Genomic DNA, 19,658 nt, shown 5'->3' with positions numbered 1-19,658 from the left:
CTCAGTGTCAGTTCTGAATGATCTCAACCATATGGTTTTGTCCATCATCCTTCAGCGGTATTCTGTCATCAGGGAGGAGAACACCGTCCAGTGTCACGCGATGTTCTGCATCGCCGCGTGAGACACTAATTTGATAATGGCTTTCGCCATATTGATAGCTCATAGAAAAAGATGTCCACCCATCCGGCAACCTGGCATGAACCGTAAAGTCAGCACCGGAACGTTTTATCCCCAGTAATTCCTCGGTAAGTAAACGCCAGGCCCAGCCTGCAGAACCAGTATACCAGCTCCATCCTGCACGTCCGATATGGGGAGCGACACTGTAGACATCAGCACTCATGACATAAGGTTCAGCTTTATAAATCCCGGCCGAGTCTGTATTCAGAGTATGATTTATCGGGTTGAGCATTGACCAGAGTTGCCAAGCGCGTTCGGCATTCCCCATTCGGGCAAATGCCATCACAGCCCAGATAGCGCCATGTGTATACTGTCCTCCGTTTTCCCTCACACCAGGCAGGTAACCCTGTATGTAACCAGGATTTGGACCGTGCCCATCGAAAGGAGGTGTTAATAGTTTTATCAGTCCCCCCTCGTTATCCACAAGGTGCTTATCCAGCGCCTGCATGGCCATTGCGCACCGTCCCGGGCTTGCGGCCCCGGACAATACAGACCAACTCTGCGCAATCGCATCAATCCGGCAGTCCTGTGAAGCCTTCGACCCCAGGGGAGTACCATCGTCAAAATATCCACGCCGGTACCATTCACCATCCCAGGCGTGGGCTTCGAGATTGCTTTGCAGGCGCATAGCCTGTGAACGGCACATTGAGGCGACGCTTTCATCCAGCCTGCGATCAGCCAGCGCCGCAAACCGCTGCAAAATGTCGAACAGGAAGAAGCCCAGCCAGACGCTTTCACCTTTGCCTTCGATCCCCACCCGGTTCATGCCGTCATTCCAGTCACCAGCCCCCATCAGCGGCAGACCATGCTCCCCGAACTGTTGTCCATACTTAATGGCTTTGACGCAGTGTAACCAGAGTGTCTCTTCGGTACCGCTGATCACCGGCGTATCATAGGCAGACTCTTCACCAGGCTGAAGCGGACGTCCCTCCAGATAAGGAATACGTGTTTCCAGTACATCCATATCCCCCGTCGTTTCAACATAGTGGCAAACGGCAAGCGGAAGCCACAGATAATCATCGGAACAGCGAGTGCGCACTCCATTGCCGTGTGGCGGGTGCCACCAGTGCTGTACATCACCCTCAATAAATTGCCGTGATGCACACAGGATTATCTGTTCTCGCATCCGGTTCGGATCAGCATGGCTCAGCGCCAGCGTATCCTGCAGTTGATCGCGAAAACCAAATGCGCCGCCGGACTGGTAGTAACCGCTGCGAGCCATCAGGCGACAGGCTACCGTCTGGTACAATAGCCAGCCATTCACCAGTAAATTTACCGATGTGTCGGGAGTGTTAACCACAATTTTATCGAGCACATTGTGCCAGTGGTTGTGAACCCGGTTCAGCTCCTCGCGGACCGTCTCCTCATTCATATAACGGGCAAGCGTCTCCTGAGCTCGAATATGATCCTCCTCTGCGCCAAGGATAAAAATAAACGTCCTCTGATCCCCATCAATTAATGTTACCGCCGATTGTACTGCCCCGCAGGGATCCAGACCGGCGCCCGTTTTACCTGAAAGCCTGCGTAGCTTCATGACCGACGGGGCGTGCAGAGAACCATTACGACCGATAAACTCCCGGCGGTCCCCGGTCAACGAACAGTCATTACCGCTGACGGCAAAAAAGGCAGTACGACCGCTACCGTTATCGCCATAAAAGTTGTTCGCCAGCACTCCGCAGCCGCCAGGTGGTCTGGCCGCATGTGTCACAATGTGAGGGGCTGAGCGAGTTCGTGTTCCTCCGAGCGTCCACTCCACATAGCCGGTGACGGAAAGTTTGCGTGTCCGACCCGAAGAGTTACTGAGCGTCAGGAGCGCCAGTTTAACCGGCGCCTCTTCGGCAACCAGGACCGTCAGCTCGCTGTCTATACCATTCTCTCGATGGGCAAACACGCTGTAACCAAAACCATGGCGGGTCAGGTAATCACCATGTCCGCGAACAGGTAAAGTCGTCGGTGACCAACACTCACCACTCTCTTCATCGCGCAGATAAAACGCCTCGCCGCTGCGATCGCTCACCGGATCGTTCTCCCACGGTGTCAACCGGTATTCATGTGCATTCTCATACCAGGAGTAGGCCTGTCCCGCCTCTGAAATCACAGTGCCAAAACGGGCATTTGCCAGTACGTTTGACCAGGGTGCCGGTGTCTGCGCATCTTCCCGCAGAACAATCTGATATTCCCGACCATCCTGAGAAAATCCACCGTACCCATTGAAATGGCATAACTGACTGATATCGGGACTCCAGTCCGTATGTTGATTACGCTCGCGTACAGCCCGTGGAATGAGTGTTCTGGCCTGAGGTTTAAGGGTATGAGTACGCTGATTAAGCTGCTCATTGATATTACCTGTGCGGTCATCAAGATAAAGACAGGCCACGCTCATCAAAAGCAACTTATCCTCAGCAGAGAGATGCTCGCCATTACGAACAAAAATACCGCCCGTTTTGTCCAGCAGACTGGCTTCAGACCCGGCATAAATTAAGTCCATAATCTGATTTTGTAAGCCCTGCAGGTAGCCGCCGGGACTGTTATTCAGGATAACCAAATCAACATCCAGTCCTTTCTGTCTCCAGTAACGGTGTGCCTGAATCAGTGTGGTCACTGAAGCAATACTTTCCTCGCTGGTAATACTGATCAGCACTATCGGCAGATCACCTGAAATTGCCCAGCCCCACAGACCGGACTGACCACGCCGGTTGCGGCTGATCGCCTGGCCTTCGGCGCGCAGCTCCTGGACAGGGTAAAGTACCGCGCTGGCAAGACGATTAAACAAAGTGGCATCATCTTCACTGGCGTTCATCTGGCGTAACACCACCAGACTGTGAGACCAGGCCAGTTCAAATACGCGATCAGCGATAGGGTAATCGCGGTATTTTTCCAGCAATGCCAGGCTATGCTGGCGGGTCTCGCTGATGCCATAAATGATATCAATCGTGACCGGCTGCCCCGGCTGCAGAGTGATGGCGTGGCGTATTGCCAGGATCGGATCCAGCACTGACCCCGACGTGTTGCTGAGCGCCCCGCCTGCCTTTATTGCCTGGGCATCCGCAGGGTTTCTGCCACGACCAAGAAATTTTGCCCTGTCTGTTTCAAACGAAACGTTATGACGGTTATCGCCATGCACCACCATCATGTGAAACAGGCAGGGACTCGCTTCACCCGGAGAACGCGGGCGCCGGTGGCAAAGAATAGCGTCACGCTCAGGATCCAGTTCCGTCTGAATAAACAAATTGCTAAATGCCGGGTGCGCCAGATCGCTGGCTTCAGGCGCCAGTACTACTTCGGCATAGGTTGTCAGTTCCAGAGAGCGAGGCTGGCGACCACGATGAATCAGTGTGAGTCGTCGCAACTCAATATCATCCTCCGGGGAGATCACAACCTGAGTTTTGACGCTGAGCCCATCGAAAGAGCGTCTGAATTCAGCACTCGCATCGGTGAATATCACTTCCTCGTCATGCCCGCTGGTGTGGGCTGTCGGTTGCCAGGTATTGCTCGATACATTCCCCGTCTGTATATCGCGGATATAGCAGAATGCTCCCCAGTTATCGCGGGTGGTATCACTGCGCCAGCGCGTGAGCGCAATATTATTCCAGCGACTATAGCCGCCGCCGCCCGTGGTCAACATCAGATGATAATGGTTGTTGGACAGCAGTTGAATATCCGGGGCCGGCGTGTCCACGCCATAGAAAATACGGGGTTCATAGCGAACGGGTTTGACCCTGCCCTCATGAGATTCAAAATGACGGCGCGGACTGTACAGATCGACTGCATCCGGCACGCGTTCCTGTAACAGCAGGCTCGCTGAGCGGAAGACCGTACTGGACATGAAGCGTTCAGTCATCGGGGCGTCAAGTAGCACATGAGCCAGCGCCTGAAACGCCATCCCTTGGTGATGCGCCATCCAGGACTGAACCACCGCATAGAGCTGACCGGTTGCGAGGCGTGAGGGAGTATAGTCCAGCGCTTCATAAAAACCGTATTCACCAAGTGCGCCATTTTTTTGCAGCCTTATCAGGTTCTCACAAGCTTTCTGTGGGGAAACCATCAACGCCAGCAGTGTGGCGTAAGGGGCGACAACCATGTCATCAGCAAGCCCCCTGCGCAGGCCGAGACCCGGCACACCAAATGCCTGATATTGATAATTATGCTGAACATCAAAAGCATGATAACCAGACTCTGAAACGCCCCACGGTACTCCGCGTTCTTTCCCCCAATGAATCTGGCGCATAACCGCCGACTGACTCATTTCATCGAGCAGGCTGCCAGGCCAGGTGGGCATTACCAGATTCGGCATCAGGTATTCAAACATTGACCCGCTCCATGACATCAGGGCTGTTTCATTGTCAATGGTGGTGAACAGTCGCCCCAGCGCGTACCAGCTTTTAAGAGGTAGCTGATTAGTGGCAATGGCAAGAAAGCTGGTCAGGCGGATTTCAGACGGCAGAAGATCGTAGTGGCTCTTGTCAGGCATATTCGTGTCACAGTTATAGCCAACACTGAGCAGACTGGTTGGTTCGCTGTACAGAAAGGCGAAATCCATCCGGGCATGCTCATCCAGCCGTTGTTCAAGTTCAGTGATAATATTGAGTCGCATCCGGGCCTGCTCCGTCGCTGACGCCGGGGGGGTTCCTGCACCAGTAAATGTTGCGCGGGCAAGCTCACACAAAGTCGGCAGCGTCTGTTCGTTCCAGGATGCGGGTAACCAACCAAGCAGCAGCGACCACTCATGGCAAAGCTGAACCAGTTGATGCTCCAGATGTCCTGCCCAACGCATCTGAATAGGAGATCCCTGATGGCATAGCGTGTTCAGGTGATTGCACTGGGTGCGCATATTTTTCAGCTCGCTGAAAAATGTCTGCGGAGAGAGCGACACCGCGCTCAGGCAGTGTTTTCGCAGCAACCGCAAGCTGTCAGGCGGGTTCTGACCCCACTGTTTTTCCAGAATATCCAGCGTATCGTTCAGTCCCGCCAGTATCTGTTGGCGGTTTAAAACTGGCTGATGACGCATGGCGGACAGCCCTGCACGCAGTGTCAACAAATGCCCTGCCATGTTGCCGCTGTCGACGCTTGAGATATAGCGTGGGCTGAGGGGGGCCAGCGTACGAGTGTCATACCAGTTGTAGAGATGGCCCCGGTAGTGCTCCATTTTATCCATTGTGTCGAGCGTGAGCGACACGCGCCGTAGCACTTCCCCGCCGGGCAGGTAGCCAAAGTCCCATGCCGTCAGGTTAGCCATGAGGGAAAGGCCAATATTGGTAGGAGAAGTTCGATGGGCCACCGTCGGCTGCGGTATTTCCTGGTAGTTATCAGGCGGAAGCCAGTTCTCTTTTTCTGTGGCAAAGGTTTCAAAAAACGCCCAGATTTCACGACTTGTCTGGCGCAACAGCTGTTTTTGTTCCGGATTGGGCGAAAACACCTTACGCGCAGGCTGGCGACTCAGCCAGCTCATCAGCAGCGGTGCCACACACCATAACAAACCGATCGGCAACGCAATCCCCAGCAGTTGTGGAGCAAATTGTCCGGTCAGTATTATCAGCATCACACCACATGCAACATTCAGCCACATCGCCTGATAAAAACGCGCGACAGTGGGTCCGGCCTGATTGCTGTCCTGGCTGTGGCTGACCCACTGGCTGAGGTGACGCCTGCTGATCCCCAATCGCCATAACGTCACGGCGATCGCTTTTAGCGAATATCCGGCTTCGTGCGGCAGTATCGCAAAATTAAGGCCGATACCTGACAAACGCTTCAGCGCGCCCGCCCCTACCAGTAACAGATGCGGCTTCAGGCGGCGACGCAGAGGTTTATGCAGTAGGTCATGGGTGATGCAGAGGATGGTTGGCAACAGCCATATCAGCGACAGTACGCCCAGCCAGTAAATCGGATTAGGTACCCCTAGCAGGGTGAAGAACAGCAATACCAGTAATGAAGGGGCGACCAGACTGCGACGCAGATTATCGAGTAATTTCCAGTAAGAAAGCGCGGTCAGCGGATTCCTAGTCCGGGTTCCATCGGCTCTTCTGACACGTGGTTTCAGCCAGTTAAGCAGTTGCCAGTCACCCCGGATCCAGCGTGAACGGCGTGCAACATCCGACAGATAATTATTCGGGTACTGTTCATAGAGTAACACCTCACTCAGCAGACCCGAACGTGCATAGCATCCTTCGAGTAGATCATGGCTGAGAACCAAGTTTTCCGGGCAGGTGTTGGCAGTGGCTTGCATAAAAATGTCAACATCGTAAATCCCTTTGCCCACGAACGATCCTTCCCCAAAAAGATCCTGATAGATATCCGAAGACATCATTGAATAGGGATTATTGCCCGGTATGCTGCTGCGCATGGCGGCGTAACGTCCCTGACCGTTGCGTGGTATCTCCTCCGCAAGGCCGGGTTGTAAAATGCCAAATCCTTTGACAACCCTCTGGCGTACCGGATCATACTCTGGCATATTCAGCGGATGCGCCATCGTCGCGACCAGTTTGTGCGCCGTATCGCGCGGCAGCACCGTATCACTGTCCAGGGTAATGACGTATTTAATGTGGCCCGGTAAAAGATTAGCAGGCATGTCTGCAACGCTGACGAATTGTGTCCCCGGATGGCGCAACCAACTATTCAGTAACGCCAGTTTTCCCCGCTTGCGTTCATAGCCCATCCACGTTCCTTCCGCGGGGTTCCATTCAGGCTGGCGGTGTAGCAGATAAAAACGTGGGCGGCTGGAGGGATAGCGGCGATTCAGCGCCTGCGTATCGGCGATCGCCTGTCTGAGCAGCATCTGGCTTTCCGGCGAGGGTTCATTTGCAGAATCAGCGAAATCAGTGAGCAGCGCAAACCTGAGATTTTCGTTTTCATTCCCCAGCCAGCAGACTTCAAGACTGGTGAGGAGCTGGCTGAAACTTTCGTGGCTGGTCAGCATGCAGGGGATGACTAACAGAGTGGCGCTGTCAGGGGGAATGCCGGTTGAGAAATCCATCCGCGGCAATGGGCGAGGAACGCGAAAACGGGTGGTTGCGTCACTGAGTAAATCGCTCATTAACTGAGTTACAGCGATAATCAGAGGGAATATCACCGCGATCAACAGCCAGTCTACGCCCTGCATGGCTGTTTCGTGCAAAATCGTTGCGGTCGTTGCGATTGTCAACAACGCCAGGCTTCCAAGCCATGACAGCAGGGTTATTCTGTTGAAACTGTGCCGCAAGCGCATGAGCCTTGAGGTGTCTGCTAACAGATGAATGTCCAGCGCCTGCCGACCTTCGCCTGCGAGATAATAACCAACATGATGTTCCAGTGTATCGGGAGCACTGTTCCCTGAAAGCGTCAGCACCCTGTCAGCAACTTCAGGCTCGCTGAGACCACTGTCCCTGGCCAGGACCTCAACAACGTGCCGGTAATGATCCCGAGTATTGAAGTGCATCCGAGGATAGATACCGGCAGGATCATTGCGTAATGCCCGTTCGACGACACTTATCGTTTCGGCGAAATCAGCCCAATCCGTTTCACTCAGTAATCGCAGACCCGCGATGCTGTTACTGACAGATAGCTGGCTGGCGGCAAGCTGTTGATTGAAATTATGTATGAGAACGTCGGTGGTGATCCCCTGTTCCCGAAGGCACTGATCAACCCAGGTCAGAGGTAACGACAACGCATTGCCATGCCCCTGCAGGCGCCGCACCAACTCTGCGACAAACGCACTGGTTAACGTAGGTCGGGAGCGTGCCATATCGGCAACCACCATGATTAAATCGCCAGGGGCATTCTCTGCACATCCGAAAATCTTTGTTATCCACATATCAGCCAGCGTTCTGTCCTGCTGCGCTTTGATCACTTCGATACTGATACGACGAAGATTTTCAATCAGCGCCAGGCGCAGCATTCCCGGTAACGCCCAGACTTCACCTAATGTCAGCGGGGTCACCTGTTGATAGGCAGTGAGATAGCTAGTCAGGCTGGCGACATCCCAGCGCCCGTCACCGTGAGCAATGGCCTCTGATGCAATATTGTAAATTCGTGGGCAATTCAGCGGCGACATCAGCGACGGGAGACCTTTACCAAAGCTTTTCGGCAAGTGCTGGCGGACCGTGCGGATTTGTTCCTCAATAAGATAATAATTGTCCAGCAACCACTCCCCGGCAGGCATGATGCTGGTCTTTTTACCCGCGTTAAACTCATAACAGCTTTGGGTGATGATGGCCTCATTCTCGCCGAGTCTTTTTAGAAGATAATAAGGATGTTTATCCGGCGATAATTTATGGGTCCGGGCGAGCTTCTGACCGTAGCGTTCCATCTGGGCGGTCGAAAAGAGTTCTGACTGCAGAGTGCTTTCACTTGCAGGATCGTTCGCCGAAAACGTTACGCTTTCGGTAGCATTCATCGGAATATGGGAGCGGTTAAACCACGCCCTGGGGTTCATTTTCATAGCATTGCTCTGATGCAGAGTTAGCATGCAGGAGCAGTTGCAAAATCAGTTCAGAAACGTTCTCTCAGGATGGGCGTAAGGCATCAGGGATTTAACAGCTGCCGAGATTTGACTTAAGTATAGAATATGAGTTTTGTCTGCGTTTTTTGGCCGAGCTAGCGTCGGGAGATAAACAGAGCCTTACATCCAGGGCAAAGCATGGCCTGATTGCGCCGGATTTTTGACAGAAGTTGAGCCGATTTTAAGCCACAAACAGGGCAGACGGCAGTGGCGGTAGACGCATTGGTGAAGAGTTTCATTGCGTAATTGATAATAGACATAACCATTAACCTTTCAATGAACGAGCTTCACCGTATCACATGTGGTTAAGTTTTAATCTATTTATTTTGAGGCACTGAAATTCAGGAGAAGTAGATATTTGCAACCACAGGCACCCTGAAGGGATGTTGAGGCCTTTGCCAGTTTAATTTCTCTTGCAGATTCTCTGGATGGCTAAAATATAATTTGCTTATTATTAATTACCGTGCCTTAATGAATCCCATCAGTTCAATGTACAGACGAACGTTAAACATTTTCCGTGTAGTCCTCATTACCAGGTGTTATCGCTGATATCCCCTCCTTTTGAGTCCATACGTTTAATACTATACGTTTACTATCAATACAATCATGTGTGGCAGGAGTTGGTATGACCATAAGAATTAAAGGTTTGGTAAAATGGTTTAACGAAGACAAAGGGTTTGGCTTCATCTCTCCTCTTGATGGTAGTAAAGACATCTCTGTTCATTTTTCTGCGCTTAACGGCGACAACTTTAAGACCTTATTTGAAGGACAGAAAGTTGAATTCGCCATTCACAGTGGTGACAAAGGTCCTGCTGCTGCAAACGTAATACTTTGCGATAAATAAATCTTTGTGGAGCTGCGATAACGATGAAGAATTATTCCTGAGTAGACAGTTCCATAACTTAAATCAGATAAAAGTCGTTTATTCTTAATATCAGGTCAGCATGTTTTTTCGCAATTATGAGTGTGCTGACCGATGTGATGAAGTGCAGGGTTGCTGCATAAAAGTCTGAAAGCAGAAGCTAACTGCTTGTTAAATAATAAAGTGCGTAAGAGGCGAGGCTGCCTCCGAAAGCATCACGTCTTTGCTTTTACCTTATGGCATCTGACTGTTTACATCCACGAGAGAACAGGGTAGTGGAATATGATAAAAGTCCTTGTTTTCTTTAATGCTGAATCCTGTAAAGTCATGACTGTTCTGGAAGATATATCCTCTATCAGGCAGGAATATCCGAACGGTGAAGAAACGCATTTTCGGATTATGTCTGCAGGCTTTCCTTCCTTAACTGGCGTTCATGGTATTGTTTACGTAGCTTCTGACAGGGAGTTAACGTCACAGGAGATACTTGATGCGGCAAGGAAATATTTATAGCTTTTTTTATGCTCTCTGCTTCACGTTTGATTGCATTCTTACCATATTTATCAGAAGCGAACAAAAAATGAGTTAAAAATATTTACGGCCTGCTAACAGCAGGCTTTTTTTCATATTCAACATTTTAATACCTACACTGACATGAGAGAAATATTCTTTGTTATCTGATTAAATGCCGATATTTCTCTCACCCTCCTCATGCTATCTTGCCTTTTATGATGAATCCTCCTGAGCGGCAGGGCTAATTAACCTGATGACTCCTATGCTGGAATGTTCATCATGCACGACTGAAGCAGCGAGTCATGGGAGGTTACCCAAAGACTTACCGGGAGGCACCCGGCATCATATATAAGCCCCTGCATATTGCTGCAGGGGATTTAATGCTTCTGATCACTAAAAGTGATTATCGAACAATTGTTATTTATTTCCGCTTTTAGCACATAGCAATCCTAAAAACAGTAGCCACCGTCATGGGGTGTCGGGGGGCGGAGGTTCAAACCCTCTCGCGCCGACCAAAACTCCTTTAAGAACCAGACTTTACGGCTGTTTTTTTATGCCTGTTTTCTGTACGGGGAAACTCAGGGGGATTATTGGGGTGAAACTATCGACAGATTACCAGCCAACTAGGTTCTATCGGGTTGTAATATCCTCTTGAATAGCAAGCACGATAATTGCCAGGAACCTTTTCCCTTTACAGTTGTCTGACAATTGAATTCATCTGACATTAAGAAGCTCTATGATTACTAGTCTCTTATTGGTATTTGCCGCGATTACCACTCTGTGCATCATGTTGTTCGCTGCGGTAAAAGTAGGGATTGGTTTGTCTAACAATCCAGACAGAAATGATAATTAGCCTCAACCACGTAACCCCACTTCATACTTCACTTAGCAATAATGTGCTCACATGGCCGGGCAATCATCAAACTCTGCATTCCTAGCATCATTGATGATGTAAGTAATCACCCAGAATATAGCGGGTGCAGAACCGTATCCGTCATCATCTACTGGCAGCGCCTCCTTTCGCCCGCTCTCCAGATTAATCAGGTGGGGTTGAGGGTGAGTCCGATATCGCTTCCCCGTCGATTGCACATATCAGCAGTGAGTCATCGCAGGCAGTAAGTGATGCCTCTACCACAAGCAGCGCCCCCTGGAGTATCCCTTCCCTGAAATGTGAACGTGATACCCGCATGAAGTAAGTCGTTGCTGGTTGATAAGCTGCTGATCGAGTGAGATCCTCGTTTCAACGTAATCACTGGCAGTTGAAGGGAACCCCATAGCTAAAATCCTCCGTTTGGGGTGAACAGTAGAAATCTGGTAATCATTCAATACCCGCACTATCGAACGTTCGCCAGTTTACCAGCCGCTTTGTGCTCGTTCTGTCTGCCCGTATCCCGATTAGCGGGGCATGGACAGGCCACAAAAAAAGGCCCCTGCACATGCAGAGGCCTTTCTCTATGCAAATTAACGAAAATGGCGCGTATACGCGCCATCGGTAGTGAACCAGCATTTCCAGTATCGCTAGCGTGGTAAAGCGACTCATTATGCCTCCTCCGGCCATCCTGGCTGGTAAGCAATTATGGCGCTCATATCTGTCAGCTGTGTCACATCTTCTTTCATCTGTCGCTGCCGCTCGTGAACTCTGAAGCCGTGCATTACCATTGCCTGCACCATCGCTGCCTCCAGCTGTTGCAGGAACGCAAAATTAACGGGAACATCGTGGTTATCCGCATCCGTCCAGAAAAATCCCTCCGGTAACTGTCCTGCACTGCCAGCCATAACCACGGGCGCAAGACGCTCATGCGATGCTTTGCCTCCATCCCACCGCTGTCCACCAAATTCAAAAATAATGTTGGCGTTTTCCTGAACGTCCCGCCAGTTGCTGATTTCAGTCAGTTTCTGATTTCGTAAATCCTCCACCATCTTGTCAGTCACAATATAAGGGGCTACAGTTCCATACTTTCCTGATTCAAGCTCGCTGTAGATACGGCGTCCATGCTCCTCAGTATCATTCTGACATGCAGTGAACGGCAGAAACTCATCAAACTCTGCAAATTTAACCCTGCAGTTAATTGCTGTATGTTCTTTATCCGCCCACTCAGGAGCCTGAATGTCCTCAATATTCATACAATCTCCTGCTATGAAATTCGCTGAAAAAGACCAGCATAATATTGAAAATCATTCCCAGATATACCATTCGATGAAGTGGTTACAATCCCACACGAACGCCATGTACCCGGCAACCTATATCCTTGGTTAATACCCCAGATACAAAATGATGCTTTACGATCGCTGTCAGTTAGAATTCCACACGCCAGTAAGCTACTCCCTGCAAAATTTACACCGGGATTCAAAGGACTTCTGGGTGGTTCCAAAAATGCCAGCGCAAACGTACCTACAGCATGAAGAGCACCCGCTGGTGCACCTGCTGGTCCCTGCGGCCCTTGCGGTCCCGTAGCACCTGTTGCTCCTTTTGCGCCTGCCGGTCCTTGTGGTCCAGTAGCTCCTGTTGCACCCTTAGCGCCTGCAGGCCCCTGTGGTCCTTGCGGTCCAGTTAACCCGGTATCCCCTTTATCTCCCTTATCTCCTTTTGCGCCTGCCGGTCCCTGCGGACCTGCAGGGCCAGTTGCTCCAGTAGCCCCTCTGGCACCAGTTAACCCGGTATCTCCTTTGTCACCCTTTTCACCTTTTGCACCTGCCGGTCCCTGCGGACCTGCAGGGCCTGTTGGTCCTGTAGCCCCCGTTAGCCCAGTGTCTCCCTTGTCACCCTTTTCGCCTTTTGCACCTGCCGGTCCCTGCGGACCAGCAGGGCCAATTGGTCCTGTTGCCCCCGTTAACCCGGTGTCTCCCTTGTCACCCTTTTCACCTTTTGCACCTGCTGGCCCCTGCGGACCTGGCGGACCACTGAGGTCTTCACTTTCCTGTATCTCTTTAATGGTATCAGCGGCGGCTTTTGAGGCTGCACTTCTGGCCTGTTCAGCAAGAAGCTGTGCTTCATCCCTTGCCTGTCCACTTTCTTTCTCACTGGCAGCAGCATCCTGTGCGCTGTTCCGGGCATTCAGGGCATTTTCCTTAGCTTCATCGCGCAGCGTCAGGGCCTCATCTCTGGCCTGTTCTGCGCGGGTGGCGCTCTCAGCGGCTTCATTTTTATGGTTCTCAGCCGTTTTGGCTGACTGCAGGGCTGACGCTCCACTTGAAGATGCCGATTCTGCACTGGCTGATGCCGCAGTCTCTGATTTAGCGGCCTTGTCGCTGGATCCCCTGGCATGCTGTTCACTTAGTGCTGCAGCTGCTGCGCTGTTATTACCCTGTTCTGCAGCCTGTGTAGCCGTGAGGGCGCTTTCACGCGCTGAGGTTTCAGATACAGCTGCATTGCCTGCATGCTCACCCGCTGTTTGTGCTGAAGAGGCGGCACTTTCGGCACTTCCAGCTGCAGACTGTGCCGAAGTACCTGCCTCCTGCTGCGCTTTCTGTGCCGTATCAGCGGAAGTTTTTGCCACTCCGGCCTGTTCCGTCGCGGTCTGTGCAGACTTTGCCGCACTGTCCGCATCTGCACCGCTGGCCAGAACGTCCTGTGCTGTCTGCCGGGCAGAGTCTGTGGCAGATTGGGCAGACACATCAGCAGCATCGGCAGAGAGCGCCGCCAGGCGCTGTGACTCTGCCGCAGCCGTTGCAGACAACGCTGTCGCGTCTTTACTCTGCTCTGCTGACTGTGCGGCCTGTTCGGCGCGTTCCCGATCCTTCTCTACCTCCTGGTACAGCGCTGCTGTGCGGTTTACCATTTCCTCAAAGCGTTTCATCACCTCCGGACGAAGATCCGCATCCTTCGGCGCATCGAGAAACGCATTCAGGGTATCCGGCGCATCGGTCGGGGCCACGTAAATGTCGCCGGCCACTGAGGGAGGAAAACCTTCCCGCAGCAGTGACACACTGTAATAACCCGGTTCAGCCTCAATGCTGTAGTGGCCATTCGCATCCGTAACCGAGGATGAGGTCACCTCAACCACAACGGTCGGGCTGGTTTTCCTGGCGCTCAGCTGAATAGTGCAGTCCTGTACGGGTTTTCCCGCGCCATCTTTGAGAATGCCTGATATGAGTACCGGCATAGTACCTCCATAAAAAAACCGCCCGAAGGCGGTTTCTGTCATTAACTTATTGTTATCCCGGCTGATGACTTTTTCGTCACAATAACCAGCAGGTCACTGATTCGGGAAAATGGATAGCCGCTGCTGTTACCGCGTGTGCTGACGCTGAAACTCAGCGTCATTCGTCCGCTCCCGGCAGGCATATCCAGTGTTCGCGTAAAAACGGCCGGTACACCTCTGCTTGTCTGGTTGTATATCTCCACCCCGTTTTTCCTGACAGTCAGCGTACAGTCATCCCATACGTCATTACTGGTCTGGCTGTCATACGCTGCCCCCTGAAAGGTAATCGCAGGAATGGAAACCTGTCGGTCAAAAGACTGGTCATCTTCAATCACGACTGTCAGTGTCCCGTTGGCGTACCGTTTTTCACCATTATTGGTTATGAAGTAAGGAAACTCCCTGCCCGCTGCCTTAACAATATCCCCAAGAATACGCTCGGCCCGGAGCGTACCCTTTATGGTGCAATTTTCCTCAATCGTCACATTGTTGAGAGCACCAGAGTTCGCACTGATATGGCCGCTGATATCCGCATTACGGGCGGTCAGTTTGCCGTCAGGCGTCAGCGTAAAGGTCGGCGGGTTCCCGCCACTGGTGATAGTGGGAGCCGTCAGATATTTGAGGAACACCTCGTTCATAAATATCTGATTACCCTGAGCCACAAACATCGGGGTCTCATTGCCGTTTGCCGGGTCGATAAACGCGATACGATTTGCTGCCACCAGGAACTGGCTTACCTTCCCTTCTTCCGTGTCTTCCATGCTCAGGCCCAGACCAGCCACATAGTGCTTCCCGTCTTTGGTCTGCTCTATCTTCACACCCCACATGGCATTCCATTTGCCGTTCGCGTCCTGCCATTCTTCCGAAAACTGATCCAGCCTGCTGGCGTTGTCTTCCGTCAGTTCCACCTTCTCCAGCAGTTCTTTCCCCAGGTGGCTTTCGGTGATTTCCCCTTTGAAGAAATCCAGGTAGCCCGCCGCATCGTTGCTGGCCTGCCCTTTAGCCTCCACGAACGCCGATTTCCCGACCTGGTTCACGGCCCGAATATAGAAGTAATAATCCCTGCCGGGTTTGATACTGCTGCTGGCCGCAATCCAGTACAGCGAGGTGCCGAGATAACGCGCATCGGTTTCCACCTGGCGGATATCGGCAATCTGCGTATCTGTAAACCAGAATTCATACTGCACCGTGGGGTCATATACCGCCTGGCGCGGGGTGGCGGTTATCTGGAAATAGCCGGGAGTCAGCTCAACATAAGAAGGTACTGCGGGCGCGGCGATGCTGAAATCCGTGCTGGCAGGTTCACCCTGCTGGCCCTGGGTATTCACCGCCCGCACCGTCAGGGTGTAGCGCCCCGGCGTCAGGTTGCGGAAGGTGTGCTCCGTTTCGGTCAGGGTCAGGCTGCTGGCCAGGCGGTCGCTGTTATCTTCCGCTTTCACCGTCAGGCGCAGGGAAAAGTTCACCCCCTTCACCACACGCGGCGTATCCCATCGTGCCCGCGCCTGATACTGCCCATCCTCCGCCAGAATCTCTGTGGTCAGGTGCTGCACGGCAGGCGGAGTGTTCGTGATACCTGTGTCCGGCAACGGATCAAACGTCGCCCCGTTGTCCACGATGCTCTCTTTCTCCGGGACATGCTGTACGGCGGTAATGGCATACGTGCCGTCATCGTTTTCCCGTATGGCCACGCAGCGAAACAGCCGCTGGCGCAGGTCCGGCAGTTTCAGCCCCCACACACTGTACTCCGCCACGCCATCGGGTAACTGGCTGACGGTCACGCGGTCCGGGGCGGGGTGTGCGGTGACCGCGACGGTAACAGGCTGGCCATTGCTGCCCACCAGGTTCAGCACCACATTGCCGCCTGCCGGTATCTCCACCTCACGGTCCAGCGTGATCGTGCGCGTAAGGCTGTCGACCGACAGGATGCGTCCGCCCACGGTCACGCCAGCATAATCACTGTCGCAGACCTCAATGATATCGCCGGGAACATGTCGCAGCCCCTCAGCCCCTACGGAAAAATCCACCGTCTGCGTTTCCAGCAATTCGGTGGTGATGGCCCACAGTCCTGCGCGGTGCGCCTGCCCACGGCTGGTACAGGCGAACGCATCCATCTTCAGAATGTTGCGACCGTAGCGACGGATGGCAGCGTCGTTTTCCACCAGTTCGGTGGATGTTTCCCAGCCGTTGTTCGGGTCGGTGTAACGGACCTCGGCGGCATTGTGGCGCTCTTTCAGTGCGCTGAAGCTGTAGATGAACGGCGCACCATCAGCGGGCATCACCACATTACTCTGCGTATAGGTCCAGACTTTATCGGCGGGCCGGTCCTGCACAAACGTCAGGGTGCTGCCGTTCCAGACCGGCATGCAGCGCATCAGGGAACAGAAATCCCCCAGCACGTCCCACGCTTTACGCTGATCCGTCAGATACGCATTGCAGGAGATACGTGGCTCGGTCCCGCCAAAACCGTCAGGAACAGGCTGATCGCAGTACTGTGCAATGGCATACAGCGCCCACTTGTCCACATCGGCAACACCAATGCGGCTTCCCATGCCGTAGCGCGGGTGAGTCAGCATATCCAGCACACACCAGGCTGGATTATCTGTCCAGGCAGGTTTAAACGTCCCGTCCCAGAGTCCCGTATAAGTCTGCTTTAACGGATCGTAATTTGACGGCACCGGCACAATACGCCCGCGCAGGAGATAGTTTCGCGTGACCTGCTGGCTGCCAAACTGCTCCGCGTCCACTTTTACGCCGATAACAGCGGTATTCGGGTAACGTTGTTTCACATCGATGATTTCGGTATAGCCCGACCACACCGTTTTGTTCTGCAGCAGGTCTGTCGTGCTGTCATCAGTGAGGCGCAGCATGCGGACTTCAAACGGTCGGGGCGGTAAATCATCAATCACCACAGATGCCAGAAACTGCGTGGTCGTTTTCCCCGTAATGGTGATATCCCGCTCCACCTGCCACTGGCCATCTCGGCGAAACTGGATCAGCATCTGTACGCTGGTCGGGTTGCGGTCGCCTTTGGTACTGGTACTGACCAGCGACTGCACACCAAAGGTAAAGCGCAGACGGTCCAGCGTTTTAGTGGTAATGGTGCGGGTCACCGGCTCTGACTTCTTCACCTCCACACCCAGCAGGGTTTCAGCACCGGAGTCTTCGAACCCCTCCATCGCAGTCTGCTCATCCTCCCCCACGCGGTAAACCACGGTGACACCATGAACCATCGCGTTACCGTCGCTGCCGAGGACCTGCGTTTTGTTAATTCTGACACTCTTCAGCCCGTCCACAGGACCTTCAATCGGCCCCTCGCAGATGGCATCAACTACCGTCAGCATCTGACTAGATTTCAGGTCGTCAGGAGCCTCATGCGGTGTTTTACTGCTGCCACCACCCTTACCCATAATCTGTTCCCTCTGAAACGACAGAACCGCCCGGAGGCGGTTCTATGTAAATACAAATATGCTGCAGTAAGTCAGCGACCGATGATCACCACCTGCCCCCCGCCACCTTCATCCCGTGTGCTGATTTCCTGGGAGATCGTGCGGGATCCGACCAGCATTTCACCGTATAACACCGGCAGGGCATTACCCTGCGCCATCATGTTGTCCAGCGACGAAAAATAGGTGTTCTGTTTGCCGTTATCGGTCTGCCGCGACGAGGGGATTTTTGCCTGCGGCGTCAGCATCTGCGCCACACCACCCAGCATCATGGCCGCTCCCATAGAAAACAGGACTGAAGATGCTGAAATAGCACCGGCAGATAACGCTGCTCCCCAGGCTGCCAGTGAAGCCCCTGCTGTAAAAAAGGACGCGGCTATTGCTACTGCTCCCAGCACCACCTGGAACAGACCACCGGATTTAGCCCCAGCCATGCGTGGGACAATATGAATAATGGCACCGTCTGGCAGCGGCTCGTGCAGACGGGCTGACAGGCTGGTTTCATTCACATCCAGGCCTGCAATGCGTATCTGATACCAGCCATCATTCATTTTCTGCCGGAACCCCGGAACCTGCATGGCCAGCGCGTAAATGGCCTCGGCCCCCGTTTTTATACTGAGGCTGAAGCGGCGGCCAAATCGTTGTAAATCCCCGTGAAGGCAGACTCGTGCCATGCCCGGTGTCGCCATATGGAGTGTGTGCGGCGTTGCCATTTGTCGGTATACCTCTCGCGTTTACTGAGCTGGTCAGGAATATGGTGCAACAGATCGCCGTCGCCGCAGTAAATCGCAGCATGGTTGGCAACCGATGAACCAAAACAACAAATCAGAATGTCTCCGGGCTGGGCCTCTGTGGCATTCACCCGGTAAAAACCGGTCGCCTCCAGATTATCCAGATACAGATTATCCCCCTGCTTCCACCAGTCCTCCTTCCGCGCAAAATCCGGCATCTCAATACCGGCCAGATGGTACGCATCACGGAACAGGGTGTAACAGTCAGCCACGCCATGCTCAAAAGCCCGCCCTGTGAGGAACGGCACGCAGCGAAATTTGTATATCCGGTCATCGCAGACCAGCCACCACGGCAGGCCACTTTGCACCTGCAGGCGGCGATCAACATCGCTGAGAAACGGCAGGCCATCGGGATGGCTGTGTACCAGAGCCACCACATCTCCCACCGCCTGCGCCTGAAGGTAATCTGCCGGATCCATGCGGAAATACATTGTCGGTTCAGCGGAAAGATTCTGGCAGGGAAAATACCGCTCCCCGGCAGGCGTCTTCACCACCCAGCCGCACGATTCAGCCGGTGCACACGCAGCGGCATGCGCCAGGATAGTTTTTTTCATGGGTGTATCCATCAGGAAAGACGGTTAATCGAGAGGAAGCAGCCGATGCGCGGCAGGTTATCACGCAGCTCGCAGCCAGTACGACATTTGCTGCAGGCATCTTTTGCCGGGTCTGCCGTGGGTTTGTCAAATTCATCCGCCACAGGCGGCCCGGCATACCCACACTCCTCAGAACGGTAGGTCCAGTTGCAGACATCAGCCAGCATGATCCGCGCCGGAAACACGCTGCCGTCCGTTTCGGTCGGCGTGGCCAGCACAAAGGTCGCCGTGGTGGCTTTCAGCTCTGACAGTTGTTCAATCACCCAGCGGCTGACTACTTCCTGTTCCGGATCGGCCTCCGGGTTGCCGCCTGTAAAGTTCACCGCATCGAGAAAACGGGCGTACACAACATGCCTTACCACCGTGGCCCCGACGAGGCTCTGCATATCTGCCGCAAGTCCCGTAACCATGCCAAACAGGTTCGACACCGCCAGCGTCGGGCGGGCGGTAGTCCCTTTCCCTACCAGGTCGAACCCGGTTCCCTGTATCGGATATACGTCATACTTCCGGCCCTGCCAGGTGACCGGCTCGCCCTTCTCGTTCAGTTCATTTGAAAAATAGTAACGCTGGCCACCAAAGTCCGTCAGGTCGATTTCCCACAAATCAATGCGGGCCGACTGTTCGGTTTTCGTGGTTTCGTTGAGGGTGCTCTGAGGAATATCTTGCATAA

At 53.2% G+C, this 19,658-nt stretch carries 11 protein-coding genes and 1 pseudogene; 3 read left to right on the top strand and 9 right to left on the bottom strand.

Annotation, left to right across the window (positions count from 1 at the left end; all coding sequences use genetic code 11):
- Nucleotides 1-7 precede the first annotated feature (7 nt).
- Together ACVXHP_RS01520 and ACVXHP_RS01515 are read right to left on the bottom strand one after the other, a co-directional pair.
- Complete coding sequence (locus ACVXHP_RS01520; RefSeq protein ID WP_447570727.1) at nucleotides 8-8,590, bottom strand: GH36-type glycosyl hydrolase domain-containing protein; 8,583 nt, start codon at nucleotides 8,588-8,590, stop codon at nucleotides 8-10.
- Nucleotides 8,591-8,745: 155 nt separating this feature from the next.
- Nucleotides 8,746-8,910 (bottom strand): YnfU family zinc-binding protein, encoded by a 165-nt coding sequence (locus ACVXHP_RS01515; RefSeq protein WP_223121789.1) that lies wholly within the window; start codon nucleotides 8,908-8,910, stop codon nucleotides 8,746-8,748.
- Nucleotides 8,911-9,275: 365 nt separating this feature from the next.
- On the opposite strand from ACVXHP_RS01515, the gene ACVXHP_RS01510 reads away from it, so the two are divergent.
- The 3 genes from ACVXHP_RS01510 to ACVXHP_RS01500 all read left to right on the top strand — a co-directional run bounded on the left by ACVXHP_RS01510 (nucleotide 9,276) and on the right by ACVXHP_RS01500 (nucleotide 10,875).
- Nucleotides 9,276-9,494, top strand: coding sequence for a cold shock domain-containing protein (locus ACVXHP_RS01510; protein ID WP_080625051.1), 219 nt, complete (start codon nucleotides 9,276-9,278; stop codon nucleotides 9,492-9,494).
- A gap of 300 nt (nucleotides 9,495-9,794) precedes the next feature.
- Entirely contained in the window at nucleotides 9,795-10,022 is a 228-nt protein-coding gene (locus ACVXHP_RS01505; RefSeq protein ID WP_126318603.1) for a hypothetical protein, read from the top strand.
- 736 nt (nucleotides 10,023-10,758) lie between these two features.
- Nucleotides 10,759-10,875, top strand: a complete 117-nt coding sequence (locus ACVXHP_RS01500; protein WP_352477250.1) for a YnaM/YnfT family protein — start codon at nucleotides 10,759-10,761, stop codon at nucleotides 10,873-10,875.
- Between the two features lie 47 nt (nucleotides 10,876-10,922).
- Here ACVXHP_RS01500 and ACVXHP_RS01495 read toward each other — a convergent pair.
- From ACVXHP_RS01495 to ACVXHP_RS01465, 7 genes and pseudogenes are all read right to left on the bottom strand, one after another.
- A pseudogene (locus ACVXHP_RS01495) lies at nucleotides 10,923-11,297 on the bottom strand (HumD family translesion DNA polymerase).
- Nucleotides 11,298-11,561: 264 nt separating this feature from the next.
- Nucleotides 11,562-12,146: a DUF4376 domain-containing protein gene (locus tag ACVXHP_RS01490; protein ID WP_447570726.1), complete on the bottom strand. Its 585-nt coding sequence runs from the start codon at nucleotides 12,144-12,146 to the stop codon at nucleotides 11,562-11,564.
- A gap of 11 nt (nucleotides 12,147-12,157) precedes the next feature.
- A complete protein-coding gene (locus tag ACVXHP_RS01485) occupies nucleotides 12,158-14,125 on the bottom strand; it encodes a prophage tail fiber N-terminal domain-containing protein (protein ID WP_447570725.1) in 1,968 nt (655 codons plus the stop codon).
- Nucleotides 14,126-14,166: 41 nt separating this feature from the next.
- Nucleotides 14,167-17,568: a phage attachment tail tip protein J gene (gene gpJ / locus ACVXHP_RS01480; protein ID WP_447570724.1), complete on the bottom strand. Its 3,402-nt coding sequence runs from the start codon at nucleotides 17,566-17,568 to the stop codon at nucleotides 14,167-14,169.
- 71 nt (nucleotides 17,569-17,639) lie between these two features.
- Complete coding sequence (locus ACVXHP_RS01475) at nucleotides 17,640-18,317, bottom strand: tail assembly protein (protein WP_137378229.1); 678 nt, start codon at nucleotides 18,315-18,317, stop codon at nucleotides 17,640-17,642.
- On the bottom strand, nucleotides 18,215-18,949 hold the full coding sequence (locus ACVXHP_RS01470; protein WP_447570723.1) for a C40 family peptidase: 735 nt from the start codon (nucleotides 18,947-18,949) through the stop codon (nucleotides 18,215-18,217). Before ACVXHP_RS01470 ends, ACVXHP_RS01475 begins: the two co-directional genes overlap by 103 nt.
- Before the next feature lie 11 nt (nucleotides 18,950-18,960).
- Nucleotides 18,961-19,656: a phage minor tail protein L gene (locus ACVXHP_RS01465; RefSeq protein WP_447570722.1), complete on the bottom strand. Its 696-nt coding sequence runs from the start codon at nucleotides 19,654-19,656 to the stop codon at nucleotides 18,961-18,963.
- Between the last annotated feature and the right edge of the window lie 2 nt (nucleotides 19,657-19,658).

It is taken from the genome of Citrobacter freundii complex sp. 2025EL-00176 (genome assembly GCF_053309355.1).
Note: the sequence above shows the minus strand (reverse complement) of the source record. Positions and strands in the feature narration are given on the sequence as shown.

Bases quoted from the DNA above. Each gene is read 5' to 3' on its own strand.
- ACVXHP_RS01520 (WP_447570727.1), bottom strand. From the start codon at position 8,590: ATGAAAATGAACCCCAGGGCGTGGTTTAACCGCTCCCATATTCCGATG.
- ACVXHP_RS01515 (WP_223121789.1), bottom strand. From the start codon at position 8,910: ATGTCTATTATCAATTACGCAATGAAACTCTTCACCAATGCGTCTACC.
- ACVXHP_RS01510 (WP_080625051.1), top strand. From the start codon at position 9,276: ATGACCATAAGAATTAAAGGTTTGGTAAAATGGTTTAACGAAGACAAA.
- ACVXHP_RS01505 (WP_126318603.1), top strand. From the start codon at position 9,795: ATGATAAAAGTCCTTGTTTTCTTTAATGCTGAATCCTGTAAAGTCATG.
- ACVXHP_RS01500 (WP_352477250.1), top strand. From the start codon at position 10,759: ATGATTACTAGTCTCTTATTGGTATTTGCCGCGATTACCACTCTGTGC.
- ACVXHP_RS01490 (WP_447570726.1), bottom strand. From the start codon at position 12,146: ATGAATATTGAGGACATTCAGGCTCCTGAGTGGGCGGATAAAGAACAT.
- ACVXHP_RS01485 (WP_447570725.1), bottom strand. From the start codon at position 14,125: ATGCCGGTACTCATATCAGGCATTCTCAAAGATGGCGCGGGAAAACCC.
- gpJ (WP_447570724.1), bottom strand. From the start codon at position 17,568: ATGGGTAAGGGTGGTGGCAGCAGTAAAACACCGCATGAGGCTCCTGAC.
- ACVXHP_RS01475 (WP_137378229.1), bottom strand. From the start codon at position 18,317: ATGGCAACGCCGCACACACTCCATATGGCGACACCGGGCATGGCACGA.
- ACVXHP_RS01470 (WP_447570723.1), bottom strand. From the start codon at position 18,949: ATGAAAAAAACTATCCTGGCGCATGCCGCTGCGTGTGCACCGGCTGAA.
- ACVXHP_RS01465 (WP_447570722.1), bottom strand. From the start codon at position 19,656: ATGCAAGATATTCCTCAGAGCACCCTCAACGAAACCACGAAAACCGAA.